We start from the raw sequence: 25,729 nt of genomic DNA on the forward strand, positions 1-25,729 counted from the left end.
CTATTATGAAATATTTATTATCTATTGTACTATTATCAACCCTTAATTTAAATGCTCAAAAACTTACTGAAATATGGGAAGTTGAAGGGTTAGAAGCTCCTGAGTCGATTGTTTACGATTCAAATTCAGATGTTTACTATGTGTCTAATGTTTCTGGGCAACCAGCAGAAAAGAACGGTAAGGGATTTATCTCTATTGTTAACAGTTCTGGGGAATTAAAAACAAAACAATGGATTACAGGTTTTAATGCACCTAAAGGATTGGGTTTATATTACAACCACTTATTTATTGCGGATATAGACCAAGTTGTGGTGGTCGATGTCATAAAAGGTGAAATCATTAAGAGATTTAATGCAGAAGGTGCCACTTTTTTAAATGATATAGATATATCTAGCGATGGATCTGTATATGTCAGTGATACTTTTGGAGGTAATGCTATTTATAAAATAAAAGATGATACTATTACACTCTGGTTAAAATCAGAAGATTTAAATTTTCCTAATGGTCTAGAGATAGTGAACAATAAACTATATGTGTCTAGTTGGGGCGTTGTTACTAATCCTGAAACTTTCGGGACAGAAGTTCCAGGAAAATTAATAGAAGTTGACATCAATACAAAAGAAATTAAGACTCTTACGAAGTCCATAGGCAATTTAGATGGCTTAGTTGCTGTAAATAATGGATTTATCGTTTCGGATTGGATTGATGGAAGTCTTTTATCAATTGACAAATCAGGTAATTCTTCTAAAATTAAAGACTTAGATGCAGGCTCAGCTGATTTTTATTATAATCTTACGGAGCGTATAATTTTAATACCAATTATGCTAGAAAATAAGCTCTTAGCTTTCAAAATAAATTAGTCATTATTAACTGATTGTTTCTGTAAACGGTTCTAAGTGGTCTTAGAACCGTTTATTTTTCATATCGTGCTTTTCAGTTCTTAAAGGCATTGCTTTAGTTGTAACATTCTTATCAAAACATATACCCATAAATAAAGGCTGTATTATGGGTTTAGGCATACATAAATGGAAATATTCTAAGCAATCGCGAAGACTATTTTCTGTGCCACAAAAAGACCCAGTTACAAAAGCCCAAAACTATGATTGGGAATTTAAGTTAGGATATTGGAAAAACGCATCTGACATATTAATTCGCATCACACTTTTTATTGTACTGGTAACAGTTAGTATACGAGTTTGTAATAGATGGATGCGTTACGAAAAGCAACTCGTACAGTATGAGTTAAAACATCAAGAACTAAGAGATAATAGAGGCTTTAAATTTTTAGTCAATTCAGGTAAGTATCGGCTAGATACGGGCAATTACCGTGGCGCTTTATCAGAGTTTAAGCTAGCCATGGCTATATTTCCTGATGATAAAGAAGTTAAAGAGCTTTACAATCAGACTATAATGGCGTTATGTTATAATTGTAATACTAATTGTGATGAATTCGTTAATTGAGTTTCAAAACTCCAATAACATCTTAATATCCGATCGATTATAAGGGCTATCTTTTTCCAATTCTAATTCTTTAAAACCATACTTTCTATACACATATATAGCATTCTCTAATTTGGTATTAGAATAGAGCAGAAGGGCTTTTAGTTCTTCTTGTTTAGCAAAAGAAATACAGTGTTTCATCAATTGCTGACCTATTTTCTGACCGCGTTCTTCTGGAGATACAGCCATTTTTGTTAACTCTAAAATTCCTATGGTATCAGTAGGCATAAGTGCAACAGTTCCAACTACTTTGTCATCCTTTTTTGCAAAGAATATAAAACCACCTTTATCTATAATGTACTGCTCGGGTTTACTTAGCACTTCTTCATCATAAGCCTCAACATAAAAGAAGGTTTTTAGCCATTCAATGTTCAAATCGTAAAACGCCTCTTTGTGCTCAGGTCTGTAGTTAATAATATCTATGTGTTGTTTAATGCTTTTATCTATGTTTTCTAATATCATTAGACTAAAATCTTTACTTTTAAAAGCATCCTCCATTTTATCAAGATGCTCTAATAATGAATCCGTTTTTTGAGTAGTAACTTGCTTTATTGTTTTATTAATAGCTTCCCATACAGGCTTTAGCTGTACAAATAATTGTTCGCCCTTTTTGGTTAGTAGTATTATCTTTTTTCGCTTATCAAGTTTATGACTTTTAATATCTACATAACCTTTGTCTCGTAGTTTGTTTACAAATTGGGTTATTGCAGGTTGAGTAAAATTGATAAGATTTACTAATTCTTTGTTTGTAATACCATCATAGTTGCTAATTGTTTTAAATACGGGGAATAGGTAAGGGTCAAAATCAATGTGGCAAGTGTCATATACTAATTGTGTCTCGCGCATAACGTAATCGCTTATTCTTTTTAATCTAGACCCTATTCCTAAATGGCCATATCCTCTTAAACTATCCATGTAAATTAATAATTATATAAGTACTTATGTAAATGTAACTATTTTTGAAATTGTATAGACATAAATCTCTAATTATTTTTTGCTTTAATAAAATCTGTGATTAAATAGGAGATAAGCTTACCAACTTGAGTTTGGCTTTTCTTTTTTGGTGCGGCTTCACAGATATGTAGGTATGTTGCATTTTTATGGCTAGCCATTTTACTCACAAACTGCCTTGCTTTATTAGCTGAAAAACCACTTGGAGTTAGTGCGCTACTTGGAATGTTCTCTATGGCGTCACAATCTATTTCTATACCATAATTTGAAGTAGAGACATGCTGAAGTCCACGTTGCATTCCTACTTTATACTTCACTTGGTTACGTACAACCAAGTCTTCAAAAGTGCAATAGTCGATCGTTTTTATTTCATTTAAAGTATCTAAACTTTTTTGTGATATATAGTTTTCATGTAATCCAAATATGAAATAATTCTTTAAAAATCCTTCATTATAGGCATAACTAAACCCATTACCACTATGACGACCTTCTTCTGGTCTAAAATCGTGATGAGCGTCAAAATTTATAGCATTAATAGGCTTCTTTAATGCTAATGATGCACCTTTAATATTCCCGTATGCGTTGTTATGGCCACCGCCAATAACTATAGGTATTTTACCTGCTTTTATAATAGAAAATACGAGATGAGATACATCAGAGTCAATAGTTTCGGTTAGTTTTCTGGCTTGGGTAATTCTTTTTTTATTAGTTAGAGTTTCATCTTTTATAGATTTGAGTTCTTTGGAATAATCCAAATGACCTAAGATTAACACTTTTCTTGGATCTATAAATACATTACTTTGGATATTTAATAGAATTTTTTTTGTGGTATTCCAAGCCTTATAAGTGCCTGGTATTCCGTGATTTGCTATAACACCAATATCTTCACATATACCAAAAATCACATAGTCGACATCCATACTTTCAATAGCGTCGTATATGTTTGTGAAGTTGTTCATCAACTGAACATGTTCGCCAAATTTAATCTCGCCTTTGCGAGTTTTAACAAGTGTATCACGTTCGTTAGAAGTAAGTACAATTAAGTTTTGCATTAGCTAATAATAATTTAAAATAAATGTACAGCTTATAATTTTAGCGAACATAAATTAAAAATTAAAAAACAAGAATTATCAAAAACTCAAAAACAAAAACTATGAGCGGAACAAGTAATAACATAGGTTTAAAAGTAGCTTTAGGTATTTTGGTCGCACTATTTTTAGGAACAGGATTTTATGCTTCTAAATTATATAGCGAAAAAAAGGAAACTGAAGCCACATTAGTTAAAGAGAAAAAACAAGTAATGAATGATCTTAATGTAATGGCTCAGCAATATGACGCTGCCATTGGAGAAAATGAAGTTGCAAACGAAAAGTTAGTGGCTGCTAGAGATCGTATTCAAGGTTTAATGGACTCACTTAAAGTATCTCAAAATAGCGTGAATAGCCTTTGGAGATACAAAAAGAAATACCTGGCTTTACAAGAAGAAATGGATGTTCTGTTAGAAGAGAACGACCGTTTAAAAGTTGAAAATGAATTATTAGCAACTACTTTAGATAGTACTCAAATTCAATTAGCAGAGCGTTCGGCTTTTACAGATTCTCTTTTGGTTCAGAATACAGAACTAGCAGATGTTGTTAAAGATGCAGGTGCTTTACAAACTATTGGGCTTAAAGGATTTGGGGTTATAGAAAGAAGTAGCGGAAAGTTAATCCCGACAGAGCGTGCAAGGCGTAGCGATAAAATTAGAGTATGTTATACCGTTGCTCGTAATACGCTTACTGAAGCTGGAGATAAAGAATTATATGTACAAGTTATTGATCCAAATAACAATGTTTTAGGTGCTAACAATCAAGTTGAATTTGAAGACAAAGTGTTGAATTACAGTTTGATTAGTCGTTTTAATTACGAAAACAGAAATTTAAATATATGCGAATTTATAGCGCAAGATGATGATGAAAGATTCTCAAAAGGGCGCTATGTGGTTAATGTATTTAATGAGAAAGAATTAATTTCTTCATCAGAATTTTCACTGAAATAAGATAGGAAATTAAGATTGGTTGGTTAGTTTTATAAAAGCCTGAAGCAGAACAACTTCAGGCTTTTTAATTTTCCCATACTTGACCATTGATAATTACGGTATCAATAGGATTATGTCCAAATTCATAAGGAATTTGTGCATAATGATTCATAGGTTTTGTAATAATCACATTAGCTTTTTTGCCTCTAGTAATACTACCATACATATTACTAAATCCCATGGCATAAGCACCATTTATGGTTGCTGCATTGATGGCTTCTTCAGGTGTGAGTTTTAGCTTAATGCAAGCAGTACTTACAACAAAGTTCATATTTCCACTTGGCGTAGATCCAGGATTATAATCTGTTGCTATTGCAAGTGCTAAACCAGCATCTATGATTTGGCGTGCTGGTGTATACGGAATGCCTAAGAAATACGAACATGCTGGTAAAGCTACAGGCATGGTATTACTGTTTTTAAGGGCTTCGATGTCTCTATCGTTTAATTCCTCGAGATGGTCAACAGATAATGCATTATGATCAACACCGAGTTTCACACCACCTAGTATATTGAACTGATTGACATGTATTTTTGGTATTAAATTATGTGTTGCACCAGCTGCAAGTATAGCTTTGGTATCTTCTACCGAAAAATAACCATCTTCACAAAACACATCAATGTATTTTGCAATTCTTAAAGTTGCCGCTTTCGGAATAAGCTCCTTTATAATCTTATTAACATAAGCGTGTTTATCATCTTTATATTCAAGCGGAATAGCATGAGCAGCTAATAATGTCGGTGCAATCTTAGCTAAACTTTCTTGCTTTATCCGTTTTATGACTTTAAGCATTTTGAGTTCTGCTTCAACCGTCAATCCATAACCTGTTTTTATTTCTACAGCACCAGTACCCATTGCAATCATCTCATCTAATCGCTTAGTCGATTGCTCATACAAATCATCCTCAGAGGTGTTTTGCAGTTGCTTTGCCGAATTTAATATGCCACCACCACGATTTGCAATCTCAGCATAACTTAAGCCATTAATTCGGTCAACAAATTCTGAAACACGATTGCCCGCATATACAATATGTGTATGCGAATCGCACCAAGATGGCAACACAAGTTTGCCAGTAGCATCGATTACGGTTTCTGCTTCAATACCATCACAAAAGTCCATCGTGCCAAACTCCACGATTGTGTCATCTTGTATATAGAGGTAAGCATTTTCAATTACCGGTAAATGCCTCATATCTTGCCCTTTAACAATGGTAACCATGTTTTCATGGACTTGCACTAATTGCTTTATGTTTTTAATTAAAATGGACACAATAGGTTGATTTTGACTAGGTAAAAATTCAAGTTACGAAAAAAAAGAAAATGCCACTTCGAAAGACTATCGAAATGGCACCTTTTTTACATATTGGTTGTGTTTATTTTAAGCTACCAACCATGTCTTCTGGTTTTACCCATTCGTCATATTCTTCGGCAGTAACATAGCCTAAATTAATGGCCTCTTCTTTTAAAGTTGTTCCGTTTTTATGAGCAGTATTTGCAATTTCTGCAGCTTTATAATAGCCTATTTTGGTGTTCAATGCGGTAACTAACATTAAAGAGTTGTTTAATAATTGATTAATCACTGCATGATTTGGCTCAATACCTGAAGCACAATGCTCATCAAAACTCACACAAGCGTCACCAATAAGTTGTGCAGAATGGAGTAGGTTAGCGGCCATCATTGGTTTAAATACATTAAGCTCGTAATGTCCTTGAGTACCACCAACAGACACTGCAACATCGTTACCAATAACCTGTGCGCAAACCATAGTTAATGCCTCACATTGTGTAGGATTTACTTTTCCGGGCATAATTGAACTTCCTGGTTCATTTGCAGGAATAATGATTTCTCCAATTCCAGAGCGCGGTCCAGAAGCCATCATTCTTATATCGTTAGCAATTTTATTTAATGACACAGCAATTTGTTTTAAAGCGCCGTGTGTTTCAACTATAGCATCATGCGCCGCTAAGGCCTCAAACTTATTCTTTGCTGTTATAAACGGTAATCCTGTAAATTCTGCGATATACTTAGCCACTAAAACATCATATCCTTTAGGTGTGTTTAATCCTGTACCAACAGCGGTACCGCCAAGTGCAAGCTCACTTAAATGTTTTAGAGTATTCTCGAGGGCAGTAATACCATGGTCTAATTGTGATACATAGCCTGAAAACTCTTGACCTAAGGTCAACGGTGTAGCATCCATTAAGTGTGTACGACCAATCTTAACACAATCGCTAAATTCTAAAGATTTTTTGTGTAATGTGTTACGTAACTGAATAATACCAGGAATTGTAGTTTCAACCACTTTTTTATAAGAAGCAATATGCATACCCGTTGGAAAAGTATCATTTGACGATTGAGACTTATTAACATCATCATTTGGCTGAATGGTTTTTTCACCTTCACCAATAATTTTACCAGCAATTTGATGTGCGCGATTAGCAATCACTTCATTCACATTCATATTACTTTGCGTTCCAGAACCTGTTTGCCAAATTACTAAAGGGAACTGTTCATCGTGTTGACCATCTAAAATTTCATCACATACCTGAGCAATAAGATCGCGTTTTTCTTCAGCTAAAACACCGAGTTCGCAATTAGTATAGGCTGCTGCTTTTTTAAGATATGCAAAGCCATATACTATTTCTAAAGGCATTGACGCTGGCGCACCAATTTTAAAGTTATTACGCGAGCGTTCTGTTTGCGCACCCCAAAGCTTATCTGCAGGTACTTTTACTTCGCCCATAGTGTCTTTTTCTATTCTGTAACTCATGGTTTTGATGTGTTTTCTTTGATAGTGCAAAGTTACGATTTACCAATATGATTTGTTTAACAGAACTCAGAATTTTTATTGTGATTTGTCTAATTAAAAATATTATATTAATATTGTATACAATATACAGTATGTAATTTATGATTACACAAAAATCACTAAGAAGCCAAATTATTGAGGTCGTATGGCAATTAATTATAGATGGAAAAATAAAGCCAAATGAGCCTTTACGCGAAATTCATTTGGCTGACATGCTAAATGTTAGCAGAACTCCTTTAAGAGAAGCGCTTCAACAATTAGAACTTGAAGGTATAGTTAAATCTGAGCCAAGAAAAGGTTTCCGGCTTTCAGATCTTTCAGAAGAAGAACTAAAGGAGATATATCCGCTTAGAGCAAAACTTGAATCATATGCTCTTGAGTTGTCAGGCATTCCTTCTCCGGAACAAATAGATGAGTTGATTTCTATCAATCATAAAATGGATACATCCAATGACCCCAAGGAACTTGTGGAACTTGATGAAATTTGGCATGGGTTATTAATATCTAACTGTAAGAATAAGAGCTTAATGAAAATGATAAAAATGTTGCATAGACAATCTCAACGATACGAGTATGCTTACATGGATTTTGGTAATATGGTAAAGTTTTCAATTTCTCAGCATGCAGGCATAATAGAGTATTTAAAAAAAGGACAACTAAAAGAAGCATCAATACTATTTGCAGAAAACAATATGGTTGGTATGGATGCGCTAATCAATTCACTTAAATTAAAGCACAACAATTAATTATACGTCATCAAATGAACAGAGCAATTTTTATTCTGGTTATAGCCTTTATGGTTGTTTCATGCAAACACGAAACTGAAACTACAAACCAATTCAAAAATGATTATTCAGCAATTCAAGATTCTTTATCCTCTAAGCTTAAAGCTGCAAACAAAGATGGAGAGGTTGTAGGTTTTTCAGTAAATATAGTTGACCAAAATGGTTCTATTTACAACAAAGGTTTTGGATATCAAGATTCAAAGAACACTATAAATTATCATAAAAACACCGCACAAAATATTGGTTCTGTTGCAAAAACATTGCTAGGTATTTCTCTACTTAAAGCTCAAGAGTTGGGTAAATTAAACATAGATGATCCAATAAATAAATATTTACCTTTTGACGTTGTTCATCCAAAATATCCAGAAATTCCAATAACCATAAGACATTTAGCTACTCATTCATCATCAATAATTGATAATGAAGAAAATTATTTAAGAGCGTTTATACTAGAAAACGAAGACGTAAATAATAAAGAAGAAGTTGCTTTTAGTCACTTTCAAAAACCTGAAAAACGTATATCACTTCTTGAGTTTTTAGAATCATGCTTATCTGTAAAGGGGCAATGGTATACTGTAGAAATGTTTTCTGACAATGCGCCGGGAGATACCTTTGAGTATTCAAATTTTGGAGCTGATATATGTGGATTGGTTATAGCTGAAGCTACAGGAATGTCATATGCTGAGTTTACGTCAAAGTACATATTTGACGAACTCGACATGAATAATTCTGGTTGGACAATTAAAAGTATAGACTCATTGAAGCGGTCTAAATTTTACCTTTTTAAAGACCAAAAAATTGCAGACTATACAGCAATAACTTACCCAAATGGTGGTTTGTTTACATCTAGTGAAGACTTGGGAAAGTTCTTAACTGAGCTTATTAAAGGTTATGAAGGAGATGGAACATTATTGTCTAAGGCTGGATATAAAACCTTTTACCAAAAACAGTTTAACGAGTCCTTAAATGAAAAAGGACGAATAAATGTTGGGGTTTTTAATGAGTATAACAACGACTTTATTGGTTCAAAAGAATTGCTGATTGGTCATAATGGTTCGGATTTTGGCTCATTTGCTTTAATGTACTTTAATCCAAAAACGAAAATTGGAACAATTATAATGTCTAATACAGATATTGATTACAAAGACGACATTGTTGTTCCGGTAATTAAGGAAATTTGGAAAAATGTTATTGAATATAAAGATAGTTTAAAACCTAATCCGTAATCTTTCCATCGACCATAGTTAGCTTTCTATCGGCCATATTAGCAAGTTCTTGGTTATGGGTTACAATAACAAAGGTTTGCTTAAACTCTTCTCTTAGTTTGAAGAATAATTGATGTAATTGCTCTGCTGATTCGCTATCTAAATTACCTGAAGGCTCATCGGCAAAAATTAGTTTTGGATTGTTAATCAAAGCTCTTGCTACCGCAACGCGTTGTTGTTCACCACCAGACATTGCGTTTGGCTTATGGTCAATGCGCTCACTTAATCCTAAATACGTAAGGAGTTCTTTAGCGCGTTTCTCGGCTTCAGCTTTTGGTGTTTTGTTTATAAATGCTGGAATACACACATTCTCTAACGCAGTAAACTCAGGTAATAATTGATGAAACTGAAATATAAAACCAATATTGGTATTTCTAAATTTAGCTAAAGCCTTATCATTCAATGTTGAAATATCGGTACCATTGATTAGTAATGAAGTATCTCTTTTATAATCAGGCTTATCTAATGTACCTAATAGTTGTAGTAAGGTTGTTTTACCAGCACCGGAAGCACCAACTACTGACACAATTTCGCTTTCGTCAATAGAAACATTTACACCTTTCAATACGTGCAAATCCTTATAAAATTTATGAATGTTTTTGGCCTTAATCATATAGCATACGAAAATACTATTTTAATATGATTATAGCATTGTGTTAGAATAATATGGATGAGTAGGTATCATATTGCGCGAATTTCTAAAATCTCGAGAGTTTCTATAACTCAGTCTATTTAAACGTGCCTGTCTAGTTTCAGCCTTACGTTTCTTTTTGAAAATTCCTTTTAAACTATTAGAATCAATAAAATACTGTAGCCTTACTGAAAGGATATGGTTAATATCCTGATCAAACAGATTCCCTAAACTTTCGAAATAACTGTCTTCAGAATTTGTATTAGAATTGAATAATTGATTTCTATATAGTGCTGTTAAAAAGCTTCCTGGACCCACTTGCCATGTATAATTAAGGTCTAAATTCCAGGTATTGAAATTTACATTAGAGTTCCCAAGGCCTAATTCCTCAAAAGTATTGGCTTGTTCTATTACACTTCCGTCGTCTTGTAAAAAGTAGGGTCTATCATCGTAAGTCACTGTAGTCCAGAAGTTTCTTAGCGTAAGTGACACTGTATGAAACGGGTTAAAGGTATAACTACCAGACATCGTATTTTCTATGGTTAATATATCTCTTTCACCAAAAACAATTTCATCCGGTAAATTGTTAGAATTTATAGCAAAACCTCTACTACCTTTATTATTATTGTAAGAATATCCAAATCCAAGTCTAAATTTGTCACTAAGTCGTAAAGAAGGCGCAATACCTATACCGTAACCAAAAAGGTCGCGTTCACCGTCAAAAATTGCGAACGTATTGGCATCAACACTAACCGATAATAATTTATTGTCATTGGTTTGAATACCTCCGTTTATTGAGCCGATGTTTTCAAAAACGAAAAAGCGTTTGTTGTCAAAATCACGAGGCTCGAAAAAATCAAACTGCTTACCAGGTTCAAAGTTAATGTTGGCATTAAACCACATGAGCTTTTTGGTTTGTCCATTAACAAATATACCAAGGTTTGTTCCTGTAAATGTACTCGGCTTGTACAAACGTCTGTAATTCACATAAAAATTAGCAAAGAAGTTGTTTAATTTCTCTGTTGGCTCAAAAATTCTGTAATTAACGTCAATACCAAAGTTGTTAAAGTTATTTCTAAAGTTGACACCTAAATCATTGATATCAAAGTTTTCGTTAGAAAAACGGTGATCAAAACTATATCTAAACTTACCATGTGCTTTCCCAACTCTTATGAAGGAACTTAAACCAGTCTCAACGCCAGTTTCGAGATTTCTGTTACTCATTCTTACATTACCTCGAATATTGTAAGTATTTCTTTTATTAGAGATATTTGCCACTAATGCCGTGGCATTGGCGTCTCTAAAGCTTCCTTCTCGCAAAACATTAGTATTAACTAAGCTAACCGAAGAGTTACCGTTAAACTGCTGGTCAATAACAAATACATTGTAGTTGGTAAAAGGCTCTAAAGTTTGTGATCTGGTTTCCTCGGTTACAGTATTCCGAACAGTAACATCTGTTTTTTCAGTAATGGCATTTAGGATTGCGACACCAAGTCCTTTTTTGGTTCTCCCAGAAAGCTTTAATGCATTTAGTACTTTGACTTCACTAGGAAAATCGCCAACGAGTTCTTCGTCATCATCTAAGTTTAAACTACCAGATGGACCACCACCAATTCGTCGTGAGAAGAAAAGGCCGCCTCTATTAAAAAGGTCTACACCTTCTTGGAAAAACTGCCGTTGTTCGCCAAAAGTCTGTTCAAAAGGTCCTAGATTTAATACCACATTATCAAATCCAGCTTGGCTGAAATCTGGGATTAATGTAGCGTCTAATGTAAAGTTTTCAGTAACACCATATTTTAAATCAACACCTAATTTGTATATAGGTTTGGCTTCATTATTAAAAACAGTAGAAGTAAATGGGTAAAAGATTAATCGAGTAGGAGGTTCAATATCTTTTATGCCTTTTAATTCGCCATGATATAGACCAATATTACCTTTGGTTCTGTCTAAAGGATTCCAAGTGTATTGTGTGTTATTTACCTGAAAACGTCTGTGAAATTGTAAGCCCCACGTTTCTACATCTTTTGAAAAACGTAACGTTCTGTAGGGAATTTTCATTTCTACAATCCAACCATCATCCACTATTTTAACAGCGCTATCCCAAACAGCACTCCAACCAAAATCTTCTCCGTTTGATGGATTTGCAACAGCATCAGCTTGCGTTCCTGAGCTAAAAACAAAAAACTCTGTGTCATTTTGCGCATCATTATTAGGGTTAAGAACTAATAAGAAAAAGTCTGACTGTCCAAAATTATCACGGCTAGTCAATTGCCTTTGAATGTCCTCAGGTTTATCATATAAATAGGCTGAAACATATATCGCATCGTCATCATAAGCCATTTTAACAAGAGTCTTTTGATGAGGAAGCGCTTCCACACCCATTTCTGGTCTAAATTGCGTAAAGTCAGTTGCTGTTTCGGCTTCTGTCCAAACAGCATCATCTAAAACACCATCTATTTTAGGAGCGTTAGATGTTCTCTTAATATTCAATACCTTTTTAACGTCTGGGTCGATATTAATTTCCTGAGAAAACACAGTAAAAAAAGAAGAGATTAATAAAAGCGATAAAATTGAACGTAAGTTCATAATTGATTGATGATGATAGTTAATTTAGAATTAAAGACAGTATAATCTTACGATTGTTACAGTTTTATTAGACAAAACTAACTTCTGTTGTATTAAATGCTCTTAAGTAAACGTTAAAGTAATCTTTATAAAATGCCAAAATGTCTTTAATTGTTTTTGGAATACTTATTGATTTAGAATAAATAAAAATTATTAATGAAAAAATACCCCAAATTAGTATGGAGTCTGCTCTTGGATGTCATAGGGTATGTATCCTTTATATTTCCGCCTTTCGATTTTATATGGGCACCACTATCTGGTTATCTTATGACTAAGCTTTATAAAGGAAAGCCCGGGCGCATCGCTGGTATTATTGCTTTTATTGAAGAGGCATTACCTTTTACTGATGTCATACCTACATTTACGATTATGTGGCTTTATACCTATACTATCAAATCAAAAAATAAAGCATAAAAAAAAGCACCTATTAGGTGCTTTTTTATGAGTAAGACTCTTAACTATTGAATAGTAACATTAACAAATGTAATATTAAAATCTTCTTCACCACCAGTAGCAATTCCAAATGGATTAGAATCATCAACAGTAACAGGTTCATGAATTAATGTAATGTTTACATTTCCAGTACTTGCAGCACCAGCAACCCATGTAGTGTTAACACCTAATTTAGTTCCATCAGGGCCATCAACATCACCAGCGTCTCTTGTCATTGTTAAGCCAATACCATTAACAGCGTATACAAAAAAGTGCTCGTCTGCTTCAGGGATAATGTCATCGTTTAATATATCATCAATGTCTGGAGCTTCACTTTCGTTTGTAATAGCCAAACTTAATCTATAAGTTGCACCTGCCGTAAATGGACCACTAATAGTGTTATTGAAAGTGCCTTCTTGACCATCTGGAGCATTATTACTTAAAGTTACCACATCCATAGCGTTAGCAGTGTTTGTGAATGTAAGTACAACGTCAGTAATTAGCTCCACTTCATTAACTGGAGCAGGATTATCATCATCATCAGAACACGATGTAATCAGCGTAAGGCAAAATAATGCCGCAATAAGTAATTTACTTGTTTTCATAGAATTTAAATTTAAAAAATTGATTTTCATAGGTATATAATTTTATGGTGTATGTTTTAATAATTAAGTTGTAATTGTAAAGTGATATTACGTCCTGGTTCGTCGGCAAAAAAGCGTAAACCATTTAAATAATTTCTATATGATGTGTCAAAAATATTATTTACGCCAAGCGCTACATTTAAACTGGTTTTATCGCTTAAATTAAATGTTGCTTCACTGTAAAAATGTAATAGGTGATAAGCAGGTGGTGGTGTGCTAATATCTATTTCAAATTCTTGACCTGTAAGTTGGTCAGTGACAGTGTAATTAAAATCTGGAAATTCGTTTTGTTCAAAAACCCACTCAGACCTCAGACTTGCTGAAAAATTATACCAATTACTATTGGTGTATGTAATCTGGTTTGCAGTATTAAACGCAGGAATATTTATTAAAGGTAGATCCGTATTTAAATCATTACCCTTAATAAAAGATGATTTGTTTTGCAGTTGCAGATTATTTGTTACATCATACGTGGCGTTAATATCAAAACCAAATAACTCAGCATCTGTTTGTTCATAAACCCAAATCGCAAAAGCACCTCGGTTTTCTAAAGCATCATCAAAAGGTCTTATATAAATATAATCGTTGATTCTGTTATAAAATACTTCTGCTAGTAAATTGAATTTAGAAGTGGTGAATGAGTATGATGTCGAAACTCTATTAGCTACCTCTTTGTTAAATCTAAGATCTCCTAATTCAATTCTTGCTAGTGCATGGTGCAATCCATCGCTAAACAATTCCGAAGGATTTGGAGGTCTACTTGCTAGACTGTAATTAAATAATACTTGATTCTTATCGTCGATATCATACTTAATCCCAGCAGATGCTGAAATATTATGATAGTTAAATACTGGATTTGTTAAAAGCTGTGTCGATAATTCTTCTATAACAATATCTGCAAAATCAACATCATAACCTTGTTCTTCCCATCTAGATCTTCTGTAAAACTTTTTGGCATCTATACGATTAAAATCATACCGTATACCAGCATCTGCTAGTAAATCATCGTTTATTTGCCATTCTGTAGTGGCATATATCCCAAAATCATACTTATCATAATCAGGGATAATTCGTCTTACACCTGTATCAGGGTCAGCAAAATTATCTTGATAACGACCAAGAAGCCCAAAATTGTACTTACGCTCTAAATTTGAATCTAAATTTACATCTGCCGATAACGTGTGCGTTTGTAATATTAAATCTACTGCAGGTATATTTCTACGGTCACCAATTCTAACATCAAATTCTTGACGTCTATTGTTTTGATAATCGTATTGCAAACTTACTCTTCCAAAATTTTGAAAGCGTCGGTAATAATTAATCTTTGCTAAATGATGTGTTATCTCTTGTTTAGGAACATTTATATCATAAGTAAAGTCATTAATTACCAATGGTTGCCCAGAATTTATAGATTCTCTTAAATCAAAAAGATTACCAACATGTGATGTTCTTAAAATACCAATTTCATTATCCAAGAAGCTATAAAAGACTTCAAAACCAGATTCGAACTTCTTTTTACCGAATCGTGTGGCAAATCCTTTTGATTCTAAGCCCGTATTGGATAGGATATAATCAGGAGCCTCAAAATCTCCATTTCTTTTGTAAGATCCTTGTAGCTGAGCAAACCATCCAGAACTATAGTTTTTGTTAAGAGTAGAAGTAATATTATATCCTCTACCATTAGTTTGCCCACCAATTATTGTACGTCCAAATAAAGTATCTTTACTTATACTTCTATTAGGTTTAATGACAACAACACCACCAACGGCATCACCACCATATACCAAAGCACCAGAACCTTTGATCACTGAAATTTGATTTGCACTATTAATATCAATATTTGGAGCATGGTCAACACCCCATTCTTGATCTTGTAAACGCACACCATTATTCATGATCAAAATTCTACTACTATGCAGGCCATTTATCATTGGTTTTACAATTGTATTTCCTGTATTTATAGATGAAACTCCAGGTACTTCTTTTAAAGCATCGCCAAGACTTAAGCTGCTATATTTTTTTAATGTATTAGCTTTAATAAGTGTTTCTTGACTTGTAGAAGTAATCTTTTTAGTTGCTCCTGTTTTTACTGAAACTTCATTTAATTCTTCGATATGATGTTCAATATCAATAGCTTTAAATGTATCACCATTTATTTCAAAGGTTACTGTTTTAGTCTCGCACGCAACATGAGAGATTACTAGCGTTATTGGGCCATTACAGAGCTTTTCAATTTTAAACTTTCCATCACTGTCTGACGCAGTATATTTATCAAGTGTTTTGATATAAACTGTGGCACCGACAATTGGTGTTTTGTCATGAAAATCTGTAAGCTCTCCAAGCAGAATGTTCTTACAATTCTGTGAAACTCCCGTAAACGTAATAGCAAAAGCAACTATTGCAAAGATTTGCTTCATTAAAATAATCTATAAATAATATATTGTTGTCTATCTGGTATGTGCAATGACGCATACCGATATACATTAGGATTCGTTTAAATTTTAAACGAAATGCGGAGGACCGCGAAGTGAAAATTGAAGTTTTTGATAATCGCTTATGAAGTTGTATTGCGAATTTATCTCATCAGATATATTATCTAACGTTAAGACTTCAACTTTTTTGAATTTATCAACATATTGAGTGTTGAGTTTAAATTTATAAAACTCACAATCTATATCAATCTCGTGAAGGTGCGAAGAAGATTCGCCATAACATACTTCATGCTCATGGTCTTGAAACCCATGAGAGAACTTTACCAATGTTGGAGTAATAATAGCAAATACTAATATTACAGAAAGTAATTTAAGTATGATATGTAACTTTTTCTCTTTCAATCTATAAAGCGACTAAGACCAAATCTGCGCAACATTTTTTTTTCGAATTCCCAGAAAAATTTGTGTTGTCCAAAAATCCAGCCGAAAAATACCAATAATATTTGATAAAAAACGAGCCCAATGATAATAAATAAAAACCAATAAACTGCAGGATTTAGATTTTCTTTAGTAATACCTAGTAATTTTATTATTGGCCGACCAACATACATCGAAGAGCTTCCTGTAATTGCAAAAACGATAAATACTCGTATCATTTCCCATTTGGCCTCTAAAATCCACTTGGTCTCTAATTTTTTAAATAAGAAAAGAACAAATTGTAATAGCCCAAAACATATTGCAATTGCTAGGATAATGGTGGCTATTACACCAAATTTGCTCGCCATTGCATTTGCAATCTTATATGATGTATATCCTAAAGCTAATAATCCAAGTATGGGAAATATTAACTGCCAGTTTTGGCTAATTTCCCAGCGTTGTTTAAATTTTTCCATAGCGTTTTAAAAAACGCTACAAATTTACATTAAATTCTGACGACAAATGGTCCTAATTTTTGATTATAAGTTAATTGAAAATAAATAAAGTAGTTATATAACTTATAGTTGATTTCGTAGCCATAATCTTCATGCCTGTTGTAATCAATTGTAAGTTGATATAAGTTTGGATCAAAACGTAATGGCTGATTAACTCTCATGTTCCAGTTAGTTACATAAATTTGATTACGAGTTTCTAGGAAGTCTTGCGAATAATAGTGACGTGGTCTAGCCGTGCTTTGTAGCCATCCGTTGAACCCAGGCTCAATAATAATGATTTCGTAGGCGTTTTCATCACTATCAATAATTACGGTATCATTGTCTACCAAACTTTCTTCGCGTTCATCTGAAACAGGACTCGGAGCATCGATAGATTTGCAGCTCGATACCATTAAAATAATTACCAAAAATAGAGTAGTAGCTTTCATTGTATAAAGATATTAAATATTGAATTGTTCATTAAAATTGTTTTACAAATTAAATTAGTGCAACTCGTCTTCACAACTGGCATTGAGTTAACTCGTAGTTTTGATTAGTAAAGCGACAAAAAAAGCAGCCAAAGTAGCTGCTTTCTAAATATATGTATGAGATGTAAACTATCTTCCGAATAATCCACCTAGTAATCCGCCTAATCCACCTTTTTTCTTAGATCCTCCTAATACCATACCCGCAACATCATCAATTACACTTCCATCTCCGTCTGAGTCTAATACTTGCTCTAAAAAGGTTTGTTCTTTAGTTACTGCACCGCTTTGACTAGCTCCGCCTAACAATCCACCTAATAATCCACCAAGATCACTTTGAGAACTTACATTAGTTTGGCGTGCTTGTTTACCCAAAATCCCCATTAATATTGGTGCAGCAATTTTTAGTATATTACCCACTGAACCGGCATCTATACCAGCTTTTTGACCAATGACTTGCTCAACACCACCTTGTCTATTTCCTAAAACATGACCAAGAATTTTTCCACCATCAATTTTTACATCATCATTAACGCCACCATTAAACAAATCTCCTAAATTGTCTAAGATACTACCATCATGCTTACCATTTAAAGCACCTATTAATCCTTGTGCTCCCTGAGGAGTAGAAGCATTGCGCTCCATGGCTTTCATTAATACTGGTAAAGCCATTGTTAATACACTACTCGTTTTATTTTGGTCTGTCCCTGTAGAACCAGATACACCACTTATAATGGTTTTACCTAAATCACTGTTTAATAAGTCGAAAATTCCTGCCATTGTTTGTTTAAATTAAGGTTATAAATTTCTAATTGAAAGGTACAAAAAAAGTCCTAACATATATTAGGACTCTATTGTTCTAAAAAAGTCACAAAAAACTTAATTTTTTAAAATATCAATTATTTGTGTTGCCAATTCTACACCAATTCTATCTTGTGCTTCACTAGTGGCTGCGCCTGTATGTGGTGTTAATGACAATGCAGGATTCATAAGTAATTGAATTTCTGGCTGCGGCTCTTTTTCAAACACATCCAACGCCGCTCTTGCAACTTTACCGCTTTCAATTGCTTTTACAAGTGCAACCTCGTTAATCACGCCACCACGAGCTGCATTTGCAATGATTACGCCGTCTTTCATTTGATTTAATTCAGCGTCATCAATAATATAATCTTTCTGGGCAGGAACATGCAATGTTAAAAAATCTGCCTGTTTTAAAACGTCTTCCTTTGAAATCGTAGTGATATCGAAACTTAATTTTTGACCATCAAAAAAGTCCAACTCCAGCGTAGTATTTTCTATAAATGGATCAAAAGCAACAACCTTCATCCCAGCACCAATAGCAACCTTTGCTGTTGCTTGGCCGATTCGTCCAAAACCAATAACTCCAAGCGTTTTACCTTTTAGCTCTGTGCCTTTAGCATACGCTTTCTTAAGTTTTTTGAAATTGCTATCGCCTTCAAGTGGCATATCTCTGTTTGAGTTATGTAGAAATCTTGCTAAACCATAAAAATGACCAAATACTAGTTCTGCTACAGAATGCGAAGATGCGGCAGGTGTATTTATAACGTGTAGTCCTTTTTCTCTTGCATATTCAACATCAATGTTATCCATACCAACACCACCGCGTCCAATTATTTTCAAACCTGGGCAGTTATCTATAATATCTTTTCTAACCTTTGTAGCACTTCGTACTAAAAGTACACTAATATCTTTGTCGTTTATGTAATTCTGGAGTTGTTCTTGTGCGACAGTAGTTGTAGATACCTCAAAACCTGCCGCTTCTAGCGCATCAATACCACTTTGAGAAACACCATCGTTTGCTAAAACTTTCATATATATTTTATTCTATTTTTTTTGTTACGCTTTACTTTCTAATTCACTCATCACCTCAACTAATACCTTAACACTATCTAATGACAAGGCATTATACATTGAAGCTCTATAACCACCAACACTTCTATGTCCATTAAGACCATTAATTCCTGCCTCTTTCCACATGGCATCAAAAGTTTCCTTTAGATTTTCATTTTCTAATGTAAAAGTAGCGTTCATGAAAGAACGGTCTTCCTTAACTGAATATCCTTTGAAAAGTGGATTTAAATCAATTTCAGAATAGATTAAACGCGCTTTTTTCTCATTCTCTTCTTCAATGGCTTTAATTCCACCTAAATCTTTTAACCATTGCATCGTAAGCATAGATACATATACTGCAAAAACTGGTGGTGTATTAAACATACTGCCTTTACCTATATGAACTTTATAATCCATCATTGATGGAATTTTTCGCGATACCTTACCAAGAATATCTTCTTTAACCACAACTAGTGTTGTTCCAGCCGGTCCCATGTTTTTTTGAGCCCCAGCGTAGATTAAATCAAACTGGGTAAAATCTAAAGTTCTAGAGAAGATATCGCTACTCATATCACATACCATTGGTATTGGTGATTTTGGGAAATTCTTTATCTGAGTTCCAAAGATTGTATTGTTGGATGTACAATGGAAGTAATCGTAATCTTCAGGGATTTCGTATCCTTTAGGAATATAGTTAAAACCACCACTTTCTGATGAAGCTACCTCGTAAATGTCATCATAGATTCTAGCTTCCTTTATTGATTTAGAACTCCATGTACCAGTATTAAGATATCCAGCACGTTTCTCTAACATATTAAGCGCAACCATTAAAAACTGAGTACTTGCGCCACCTTGAAGAAATAAAGCCTTATAACCTTTACCTTCTAAACCTAGCAGTTCTAAAGCCAAAGAGCGCGCTTTTTCCATCACGTCAACAAATGGTTTACTACGATGTGATATTTCGATTAGAGATAAACCATTATCAAAATCTAAAAGTGCTTCTGATGCTTTTTGCATTACTGATTTTGGCAGCACACATGGTCCTGCACTAAAGTTGTGTTTTTTAATCATGGTGTATTAATTTAACCTCTGCAAAGGTGACGATTATAAAAGAAATTACCATTAAGAAATTGATAATTTTTAGGCTATAATTTCAACAAGAAATCAACAGTATCGACATTATCCGCATAATTCCATAATTGAGGGTTTTGAGATGCTCCAAATAAAATTTCATCAGCTAAAAAGCCATTAGCTACTACACATTGTATATTATCTTCTTGAGTTTTAAGAAGTGTTTGAAGTTCCTCAACACTATTGTAGTATTCATAGAAAAGCGTAGCAATGGGGGAACCAAAACTTTTATCTTCTTTTATCATTAGGAAACCATTCTCTAACATATCGAACTCACTCATTAAATACACCGCCTTGTTGTAATCGTAATTATTGGCATACTTTGTTTCGTTAATAATGTCTTTCCACTTAAAAATGGCCTTAAAAAATTCATCAAAGTTATAACCATTAGGGACGTAAAGTTTTGAAACGTTTCTGCAACCCAAACCGTAGTATCTAAAAATATCATCGGATAGGGCTTCTAAGTCTTCTTGCGATTCATCACCAGTAAGTACAGCTATCGAGTTTCGATTCTTTCGTATTATAGCCGGTTTGTCTTTGAAGTAATATTCAAAATATCGTGCAGTATTATTACTACCTGTAGCAATAACAGCATCAAAATCTGTAAGTTTTTCTTCAGTAAATTTTATTTTCCCTTTAAAGCCCGGCTCAACAAACTCCAAATATTTTGATAAAAAGGGAAGAAGGTGCTTGTCGTTAGAAGATTGTTTCACCAACACTTTATGACCAGATAATAGAACGCTTAAAAAATCATGAAAACCTACTAAGGGTATATTACCTGCCATAATTATGGCTATGTTTTTAGTATCGATGTTTGTAAAACTGTAATTACTAGTCCAAATAGTTAAATTTTTTTCCGATAGATTATCTGCCCAAGATTGCAAGGCAAAGGCAAGATTCTTCTTTGTAAACCAACCATTAGATTCCTCAGCTAACTTCAACTGATGTTTAAATCCATCGATTAGACTTTTATCTATATCAGCTTCTTTTGGTGAAGGTGTAAACTGACTTAAAAAGTTGCCCAATTTTACAAAAGCGTTAACTCTTTGTTGTAATTCCATACATGGTTTGGTAATAAATGGTTTTGGCTTTATTTTTGCATCTGCAAAATTACGGAAACGAAATGAGCAAGAAAAGGTTTGATTTTGATAAATGACTATGATTTGCGAATTAAATCTGACCAAATGAAAACGATCTACCCCAGATTAAAAGATTAAAAACTATGGCAATTATAATCACAGACGAATGTATAAATTGCGGTGCATGCGAGCCGGAATGCCCAAATACAGCCATTTACGAAGGTGCCGACGATTGGCGTTATAAAGATGGTACGAGTTTAACAGGTAACATTGTATTACCAAATGGTAACGAAGTAGATGCAGATGAACCTCAAGTCCCTATTAGTGATGAGTACTACTACATTGCACCAGATAAGTGTACAGAATGTATGGGCTTCCATGAAGAGCCACAATGTGCTGAAGTTTGCCCCGTTGACTGCTGTGTGCCAGATGAGGACATTGTAGAAACTGAAGAAGAGTTGCTTGCAAAGCAACGCTTTATGCATCCTGAAGATTAAAAATCAAGCTATATATTTCATCCAAACCCAAGTTATTGCTTGGGTTTTTTTATGTCTAATTTGTAAGTAATTAGCTAATAAAAAATAATCCTTAAATTAGTGATGATAAATTTTTGAAAATCAAATCACTAGCTTATGAAAAGGTTTTTCAAAATTATACTTTGCTTCTTTTGTATCATGGCATTTAATTGCGATGATGATGACGATACCATTTCTCTTGGCCTTCTTGCTCAACATCGTGGCATTTATATTAATGATTTTTATACTGCCGGAATTTTAGGAAATTCAGTTTTAGAAGACAATTTAATAGATTGGATAGATGTCAATGATTTTACCGATGTTTATCTATATAATATAGGTGCTGCACTCGGAGATGGTTTGGATAATGATCTGCGGATTTTTGTAGATAAGGCGCACGATGCAATGCCTTATCTTAGAGTTTCTTTTATTTCTGCTGGATTTGGAGATTCCTTTACTGAAATTGAACATTACCATGATGGACGAAGAGATAGTAGACCAGACGGCATACTTAGTGAAATAGAATTCTGGAATTCAGGCATGGACTACGCATCAAATTATGCGCCATGGATTGATAAAGTCAATGACTTAAAATTTACACCACCACCTGGAGAAACTGTACCTCTAAATCCTGGAGTTACTCGTCAGTTTTATATTGGTAAAATAAAAGACCCAGGATTGCCACCAAGTCTTACTATTGCTAAAGAGTTAGTAACGCATCATGATGAAATATTTTTGACGAATTATCATACAGATGCCTGGGAACTATCTAGTTCTACAGCAGAGAATTCAATAGTTAACAAACTTAATTTATTGTCTCAAGCAGGTATGGAGTTGAATAAAGAAGTGAATATTGTTATTCTCTTCAATGTAAATCAAACATCGGCTTCTCCAGAAATTTGGGATTATTTCTCTACAACAGGAATGAATAATGAGTTTGAAGATGCTTACGTTGAATGGTTTAATGACTACGATGCGAGTACAGATATTACGAATAAAGCCTACCTGAATATAAAAGGCTTTGGTATTTACAGATATACTGATGCTATTTTAGCGAGACCTTGAGAGAATCTTAATTAAAACAAACAACCCAAGCATTTCTGCTTGGGTTGTTTTTATGGTTTTTAAAGTGCTTTCTTGTTTGCCTGCTTTTTCATGACTTTCAAAACCTCTTTGCTAAATGATAATCTACCGTTTTCATCAGCTGTTTTTTGTTGAATATACGCTCGTTTTTTCTTGAGCAATTCCTTTAACTTGGCATTGTCTACTTTACGTTTTTGTGACAGGTTCTTCACAATGGCTTCTTTTTCCTCTAGAGTTTTACCTTTTAAATTATCAGGAAGCTTATCATCTTCAATATCTTCTATTTTAAAATCACCTTTATCGTAATCACTTACTATTTCTTGATAACCATAGAGTACTTTTTGCCCAGCTTTACTCTGTTTGTATTCAGCACGCGCGCTATTAGCTGTTGCTGAACCACTTTCATAGACAGCCATCGACTTAGCTTTTTTACTGTAATTAAGGGTTCTTTCGCTTTGAGTCCCATAATACATACGAGTATCGTCAATATTTCGCGACAAGCGATTTATGTCGTCGTCATAAGGCGTGGCAATGGCATAGTCTTGAGCATCTTGGTCTAGCATTAAAAATTCGCCATTAGTACACGATGCCATATTTTTAAAGTGTGGAATTGCCTCACGACAGGCATTGCCTAATTTAATCGTATTGATAGTAATTCCTTTTTCTGCAGCTAGCCTACAGCTTTTAGTATATTTTACATCATCTTGATAGTCCATATGTGGTGGACAGTCGCCAACAACAAAGATGGTTCTATAGGTTTTTTTATCTGTTGACCATTGCATTTGAGTTATGGCTTCATGCAGTCCTTGATTAACACTTTCTGGTGAATCGCCACCACCAGCGGCGTTAATTTCTAAAAGTTCTGTATAAGCCTCATCAAGATCTGTAGTCATGGCAATTTGTTTTGTGACAAAATCATCGCCACGATCTCGATAAAATACCATACCCATTTTTAGGGTGTCGATATCACCGTCTTGTGCCAATTCACTAACGATATCCCAAATTTTTTCTTTGGCTGTACCAATTAAACCACTCATGCTACCTGTAGCATCAAGGCAAAATACTATTTCTGCATTTTTTGTTGGATGAAGTGCCTTGGTTTCTAAAACGATAGCAACATTATCTGTGTCTATGTCTTTTGTACTTAAATTTTTCTTGCAATTAAGGAATATGATTCCCAGGATAAGAATCGAAATCTTTGTTTTCATATTTTTTGATTTGATGAATTTTGAGCTAATCTAAAATTGAGTCCACTAAATAAAAATCAATATTGAGTAAACAAAGAATCCTAATGAGTAAACTATGGTAATGAATGAGTGACTTTTTGCATTTATAATTTCAATATTTATTTATTCTAATTAACTACATTTGCAATCGCTAAAAATTAAGTGATATGAAAGCCGGAATCGTAGGATTACCAAACGTAGGAAAATCAACCTTGTTTAACTGTTTATCTAATGCTAAAGCGCAAAGTGCAAATTTTCCGTTTTGTACTATTGAGCCTAATATTGGTGTGGTTAATGTTCCTGATCCAAGGTTGTCTAAATTAGAAGAGCTTGTTAATCCGGAGAAAGTAATACCTGCAACAGTAGAAATAGTTGACATTGCTGGTTTAGTTAAAGGTGCTAGTAAAGGTGAAGGATTAGGAAATCAATTTTTAGCAAATATTCGTGAAACTGATGCTATTCTTCATGTCTTGCGTTGTTTTGATAATGATAATATAGTACATGTCGATGGTTCTGTTGACCCCATTAGGGATAAAGAAACTATTGATATGGAACTACAGTTAAAAGACCTTGAAACTGTAGAGAAAAAGCTTGATAAAGTTAAGCGTGCTGCCAAAACAGGTAATAAAGAGGCGCAAGCAGAGGAAGCTGTTCTTAATACCATTAAAGCAGGTTTGGAAGCTGGGACATCAGTAAGAGCTTTAGAGTTTTCAGATGAAGATTATGCAGATTATGTAAAACCGTTACAATGCATAACAGACAAACCCGTAATGTATGTGTGCAATGTTGATGAAGGTTCAGCAACCACTGGTAACACTTATGTGGAAAATGTACGTAAAGCTGTTGCTGAGGAAAATGCTGAGGTTTTAGTACTTGCAGTAGGTACTGAAGCAGATATCAATGAGCTCGATGATTACGAAGAACGCCAAATGTTCTTACAAGATATAGGACTTGACGAACCAGGTTCAGCTAAGTTGATTCGTGCAGCTTACAAATTATTAAATCAGCAAACCTATTTTACTGCTGGGCAGAAAGAGGTTAGGGCTTGGACAGTCTCTGTCGGAGCTACTGGACCACAAGCTGCAGGTGTAATTCACACTGATTTTGAAAAAGGCTTTATTCGTGCTGAGGTAATCGCTTATGATGATTATGTATCATTAGGAAGCGAAGCAAAAGTTAAAGAAGCAGGTAAAATGCGCGTTGAAGGAAAAAATTACATCGTAAAGGATGGTGATGTAATGCATTTCTTGTTTAATGTGTAAACTACTTTTGCAGATTCAAAATTCGATTTATTAGTTC

Annotated in this window: 25 protein-coding genes; 9 read left to right on the plus strand and 16 right to left on the minus strand. The window is 33.9% G+C overall.

Annotated features, from left to right (window positions below; all coding sequences use genetic code 11):
* Positions 1–5: 5 nt before the first annotated feature.
* Entirely contained in the window at positions 6–860 is an 855-nt protein-coding gene (locus ED556_RS07575) for a hypothetical protein (RefSeq protein ID WP_296321581.1), read from the plus strand.
* A 145-nt stretch (positions 861–1,005) separates the two neighbouring features.
* Positions 1,006–1,461: a hypothetical protein gene (locus ED556_RS07580; protein WP_296321583.1), complete on the plus strand. Its 456-nt coding sequence runs from the start codon at positions 1,006–1,008 to the stop codon at positions 1,459–1,461.
* A gap of 3 nt (positions 1,462–1,464) precedes the next feature.
* On the opposite strand, the gene ED556_RS14635 is transcribed toward ED556_RS07580, so the two are convergent.
* A complete protein-coding gene (locus ED556_RS14635) occupies positions 1,465–2,415 on the minus strand; it encodes a bifunctional helix-turn-helix transcriptional regulator/GNAT family N-acetyltransferase (RefSeq protein ID WP_366663743.1) in 951 nt (316 codons plus the stop codon).
* A gap of 68 nt (positions 2,416–2,483) precedes the next feature.
* Positions 2,484–3,503 (minus strand): formimidoylglutamase, encoded by a 1,020-nt coding sequence (locus tag ED556_RS07595; RefSeq protein WP_296321586.1) that lies wholly within the window; start codon positions 3,501–3,503, stop codon positions 2,484–2,486.
* Positions 3,504–3,604: 101 nt separating this feature from the next.
* Here ED556_RS07595 and ED556_RS07600 point away from each other — a divergent pair, with 101 nt between their 5' ends.
* Entirely contained in the window at positions 3,605–4,489 is an 885-nt protein-coding gene (locus tag ED556_RS07600) for a chromosome partitioning protein ParA (RefSeq protein WP_296321589.1), read from the plus strand.
* A gap of 64 nt (positions 4,490–4,553) precedes the next feature.
* Here the strand turns inward: ED556_RS07600 and hutI are convergent, their stop codons facing one another.
* Both hutI and fumC read right to left on the minus strand, forming a co-directional pair.
* Positions 4,554–5,795, minus strand: a complete 1,242-nt coding sequence (hutI, locus tag ED556_RS07605) for an imidazolonepropionase (RefSeq protein WP_296321592.1) — start codon at positions 5,793–5,795, stop codon at positions 4,554–4,556.
* A gap of 103 nt (positions 5,796–5,898) precedes the next feature.
* Positions 5,899–7,296, minus strand: a complete 1,398-nt coding sequence (fumC, locus tag ED556_RS07610) for a class II fumarate hydratase (protein WP_296321594.1) — start codon at positions 7,294–7,296, stop codon at positions 5,899–5,901.
* A gap of 140 nt (positions 7,297–7,436) precedes the next feature.
* On the opposite strand from fumC, the gene ED556_RS07615 reads away from it, so the two are divergent.
* Together ED556_RS07615 and ED556_RS07620 are read left to right on the plus strand one after the other, a co-directional pair.
* Positions 7,437–8,081, plus strand: a complete 645-nt coding sequence (locus ED556_RS07615) for a GntR family transcriptional regulator (RefSeq protein ID WP_296321598.1) — start codon at positions 7,437–7,439, stop codon at positions 8,079–8,081.
* A 14-nt stretch (positions 8,082–8,095) separates the two neighbouring features.
* Complete coding sequence (locus ED556_RS07620) at positions 8,096–9,346, plus strand: serine hydrolase domain-containing protein (protein WP_296321601.1); 1,251 nt, start codon at positions 8,096–8,098, stop codon at positions 9,344–9,346.
* On the opposite strand, the gene ED556_RS07625 is transcribed toward ED556_RS07620, so the two are convergent.
* Positions 9,336–9,998: an ABC transporter ATP-binding protein gene (locus tag ED556_RS07625; protein WP_296321604.1), complete on the minus strand. Its 663-nt coding sequence runs from the start codon at positions 9,996–9,998 to the stop codon at positions 9,336–9,338. The two genes, ED556_RS07620 and ED556_RS07625, sit on opposite strands and share 11 nt — an antisense overlap.
* Before the next feature lie 30 nt (positions 9,999–10,028).
* On the minus strand, positions 10,029–12,602 hold the full coding sequence (locus ED556_RS07630; protein ID WP_296321607.1) for a DUF5916 domain-containing protein: 2,574 nt from the start codon (positions 12,600–12,602) through the stop codon (positions 10,029–10,031).
* 195 nt (positions 12,603–12,797) lie between these two features.
* Here ED556_RS07630 and ED556_RS07635 point away from each other — a divergent pair, with 195 nt between their 5' ends.
* Entirely contained in the window at positions 12,798–13,055 is a 258-nt protein-coding gene (locus ED556_RS07635; RefSeq protein ID WP_296321609.1) for a hypothetical protein, read from the plus strand.
* A 44-nt stretch (positions 13,056–13,099) separates the two neighbouring features.
* Here ED556_RS07635 and ED556_RS07640 read toward each other — a convergent pair whose 3' ends face one another.
* From ED556_RS07640 to ED556_RS07680, 9 genes are all read right to left on the minus strand, one after another.
* Positions 13,100–13,678, minus strand: coding sequence for a type 1 periplasmic binding fold superfamily protein (locus ED556_RS07640; protein WP_296321612.1), 579 nt, complete (start codon positions 13,676–13,678; stop codon positions 13,100–13,102).
* A gap of 56 nt (positions 13,679–13,734) precedes the next feature.
* Complete coding sequence (locus tag ED556_RS07645) at positions 13,735–16,134, minus strand: TonB-dependent receptor (protein WP_296321615.1); 2,400 nt, start codon at positions 16,132–16,134, stop codon at positions 13,735–13,737.
* Between the two features lie 84 nt (positions 16,135–16,218).
* Positions 16,219–16,551, minus strand: coding sequence for a hypothetical protein (locus tag ED556_RS07650; protein WP_296321617.1), 333 nt, complete (start codon positions 16,549–16,551; stop codon positions 16,219–16,221).
* Positions 16,548–17,042 (minus strand): DUF6787 family protein, encoded by a 495-nt coding sequence (locus ED556_RS07655; RefSeq protein ID WP_296321619.1) that lies wholly within the window; start codon positions 17,040–17,042, stop codon positions 16,548–16,550. The genes ED556_RS07650 and ED556_RS07655 overlap by 4 nt, the downstream gene beginning before the upstream one ends.
* Before the next feature lie 29 nt (positions 17,043–17,071).
* Positions 17,072–17,509, minus strand: coding sequence for a DUF6146 family protein (locus ED556_RS07660; RefSeq protein ID WP_296321625.1), 438 nt, complete (start codon positions 17,507–17,509; stop codon positions 17,072–17,074).
* Positions 17,510–17,677: 168 nt separating this feature from the next.
* The gene (locus ED556_RS07665; RefSeq protein WP_296321628.1) at positions 17,678–18,325 is read right to left on the minus strand and encodes a DUF937 domain-containing protein; all 648 of its coding nucleotides are present in this window, start codon (positions 18,323–18,325) and stop codon (positions 17,678–17,680) included.
* Positions 18,326–18,424: 99 nt separating this feature from the next.
* Entirely contained in the window at positions 18,425–19,378 is a 954-nt protein-coding gene (locus tag ED556_RS07670; RefSeq protein ID WP_296321630.1) for a D-2-hydroxyacid dehydrogenase, read from the minus strand.
* A 24-nt stretch (positions 19,379–19,402) separates the two neighbouring features.
* Entirely contained in the window at positions 19,403–20,464 is a 1,062-nt protein-coding gene (gene serC, locus ED556_RS07675; RefSeq protein ID WP_296321778.1) for a 3-phosphoserine/phosphohydroxythreonine transaminase, read from the minus strand.
* A gap of 77 nt (positions 20,465–20,541) precedes the next feature.
* Positions 20,542–21,588, minus strand: coding sequence for an acyl-CoA reductase (locus ED556_RS07680; RefSeq protein ID WP_296321634.1), 1,047 nt, complete (start codon positions 21,586–21,588; stop codon positions 20,542–20,544).
* 161 nt (positions 21,589–21,749) lie between these two features.
* Between ED556_RS07680 and ED556_RS07685 the strand changes: the two genes are divergently transcribed.
* Positions 21,750–22,103, plus strand: coding sequence for a 4Fe-4S dicluster domain-containing protein (locus ED556_RS07685; protein ID WP_296321637.1), 354 nt, complete (start codon positions 21,750–21,752; stop codon positions 22,101–22,103).
* Positions 22,104–22,238: 135 nt separating this feature from the next.
* Complete coding sequence (locus ED556_RS07690) at positions 22,239–23,186, plus strand: hypothetical protein (RefSeq protein WP_296321639.1); 948 nt, start codon at positions 22,239–22,241, stop codon at positions 23,184–23,186.
* A gap of 59 nt (positions 23,187–23,245) precedes the next feature.
* Here the strand turns inward: ED556_RS07690 and ED556_RS07695 are convergent, their stop codons facing one another.
* A complete protein-coding gene (locus tag ED556_RS07695) occupies positions 23,246–24,412 on the minus strand; it encodes a vWA domain-containing protein (RefSeq protein ID WP_296321642.1) in 1,167 nt (388 codons plus the stop codon).
* Between the two features lie 185 nt (positions 24,413–24,597).
* Between ED556_RS07695 and ychF the strand changes: the two genes are divergently transcribed.
* On the plus strand, positions 24,598–25,692 hold the full coding sequence (ychF, locus tag ED556_RS07700) for a redox-regulated ATPase YchF (RefSeq protein ID WP_296321646.1): 1,095 nt from the start codon (positions 24,598–24,600) through the stop codon (positions 25,690–25,692).
* The last annotated feature ends 37 nt before the right edge of the window (positions 25,693–25,729 follow it).

The sequence above is a fragment of the Winogradskyella sp. genome (assembly GCF_003712105.1).
GTDB lineage: Bacteria > Bacteroidota > Bacteroidia > Flavobacteriales > Flavobacteriaceae > Winogradskyella.

Bases quoted from the DNA above. Each gene is read 5' to 3' on its own strand.
- ED556_RS07575 (WP_296321581.1), top strand. From the start codon at position 6: ATGAAATATTTATTATCTATTGTACTATTATCAACCCTTAATTTAAAT.
- ED556_RS07580 (WP_296321583.1), top strand. From the start codon at position 1,006: ATGGGTTTAGGCATACATAAATGGAAATATTCTAAGCAATCGCGAAGA.
- ED556_RS14635 (WP_366663743.1), bottom strand. From the start codon at position 2,415: ATGGATAGTTTAAGAGGATATGGCCATTTAGGAATAGGGTCTAGATTA.
- ED556_RS07595 (WP_296321586.1), bottom strand. From the start codon at position 3,503: ATGCAAAACTTAATTGTACTTACTTCTAACGAACGTGATACACTTGTT.
- ED556_RS07600 (WP_296321589.1), top strand. From the start codon at position 3,605: ATGAGCGGAACAAGTAATAACATAGGTTTAAAAGTAGCTTTAGGTATT.
- fumC (WP_296321594.1), bottom strand. From the start codon at position 7,296: ATGAGTTACAGAATAGAAAAAGACACTATGGGCGAAGTAAAAGTACCT.
- ED556_RS07615 (WP_296321598.1), top strand. From the start codon at position 7,437: ATGATTACACAAAAATCACTAAGAAGCCAAATTATTGAGGTCGTATGG.
- ED556_RS07620 (WP_296321601.1), top strand. From the start codon at position 8,096: ATGAACAGAGCAATTTTTATTCTGGTTATAGCCTTTATGGTTGTTTCA.
- ED556_RS07625 (WP_296321604.1), bottom strand. From the start codon at position 9,998: ATGATTAAGGCCAAAAACATTCATAAATTTTATAAGGATTTGCACGTA.
- ED556_RS07630 (WP_296321607.1), bottom strand. From the start codon at position 12,602: ATGAACTTACGTTCAATTTTATCGCTTTTATTAATCTCTTCTTTTTTT.
- ED556_RS07635 (WP_296321609.1), top strand. From the start codon at position 12,798: ATGAAAAAATACCCCAAATTAGTATGGAGTCTGCTCTTGGATGTCATA.
- ED556_RS07640 (WP_296321612.1), bottom strand. From the start codon at position 13,678: ATGAAAACAAGTAAATTACTTATTGCGGCATTATTTTGCCTTACGCTG.
- ED556_RS07645 (WP_296321615.1), bottom strand. From the start codon at position 16,134: ATGAAGCAAATCTTTGCAATAGTTGCTTTTGCTATTACGTTTACGGGA.
- ED556_RS07655 (WP_296321619.1), bottom strand. From the start codon at position 17,042: ATGGAAAAATTTAAACAACGCTGGGAAATTAGCCAAAACTGGCAGTTA.
- ED556_RS07660 (WP_296321625.1), bottom strand. From the start codon at position 17,509: ATGAAAGCTACTACTCTATTTTTGGTAATTATTTTAATGGTATCGAGC.
- ED556_RS07665 (WP_296321628.1), bottom strand. From the start codon at position 18,325: ATGGCAGGAATTTTCGACTTATTAAACAGTGATTTAGGTAAAACCATT.
- ED556_RS07670 (WP_296321630.1), bottom strand. From the start codon at position 19,378: ATGAAAGTTTTAGCAAACGATGGTGTTTCTCAAAGTGGTATTGATGCG.
- ED556_RS07680 (WP_296321634.1), bottom strand. From the start codon at position 21,588: ATGGAATTACAACAAAGAGTTAACGCTTTTGTAAAATTGGGCAACTTT.
- ED556_RS07685 (WP_296321637.1), top strand. From the start codon at position 21,750: ATGGCAATTATAATCACAGACGAATGTATAAATTGCGGTGCATGCGAG.
- ED556_RS07690 (WP_296321639.1), top strand. From the start codon at position 22,239: ATGAAAAGGTTTTTCAAAATTATACTTTGCTTCTTTTGTATCATGGCA.
- ED556_RS07695 (WP_296321642.1), bottom strand. From the start codon at position 24,412: ATGAAAACAAAGATTTCGATTCTTATCCTGGGAATCATATTCCTTAAT.
- ychF (WP_296321646.1), top strand. From the start codon at position 24,598: ATGAAAGCCGGAATCGTAGGATTACCAAACGTAGGAAAATCAACCTTG.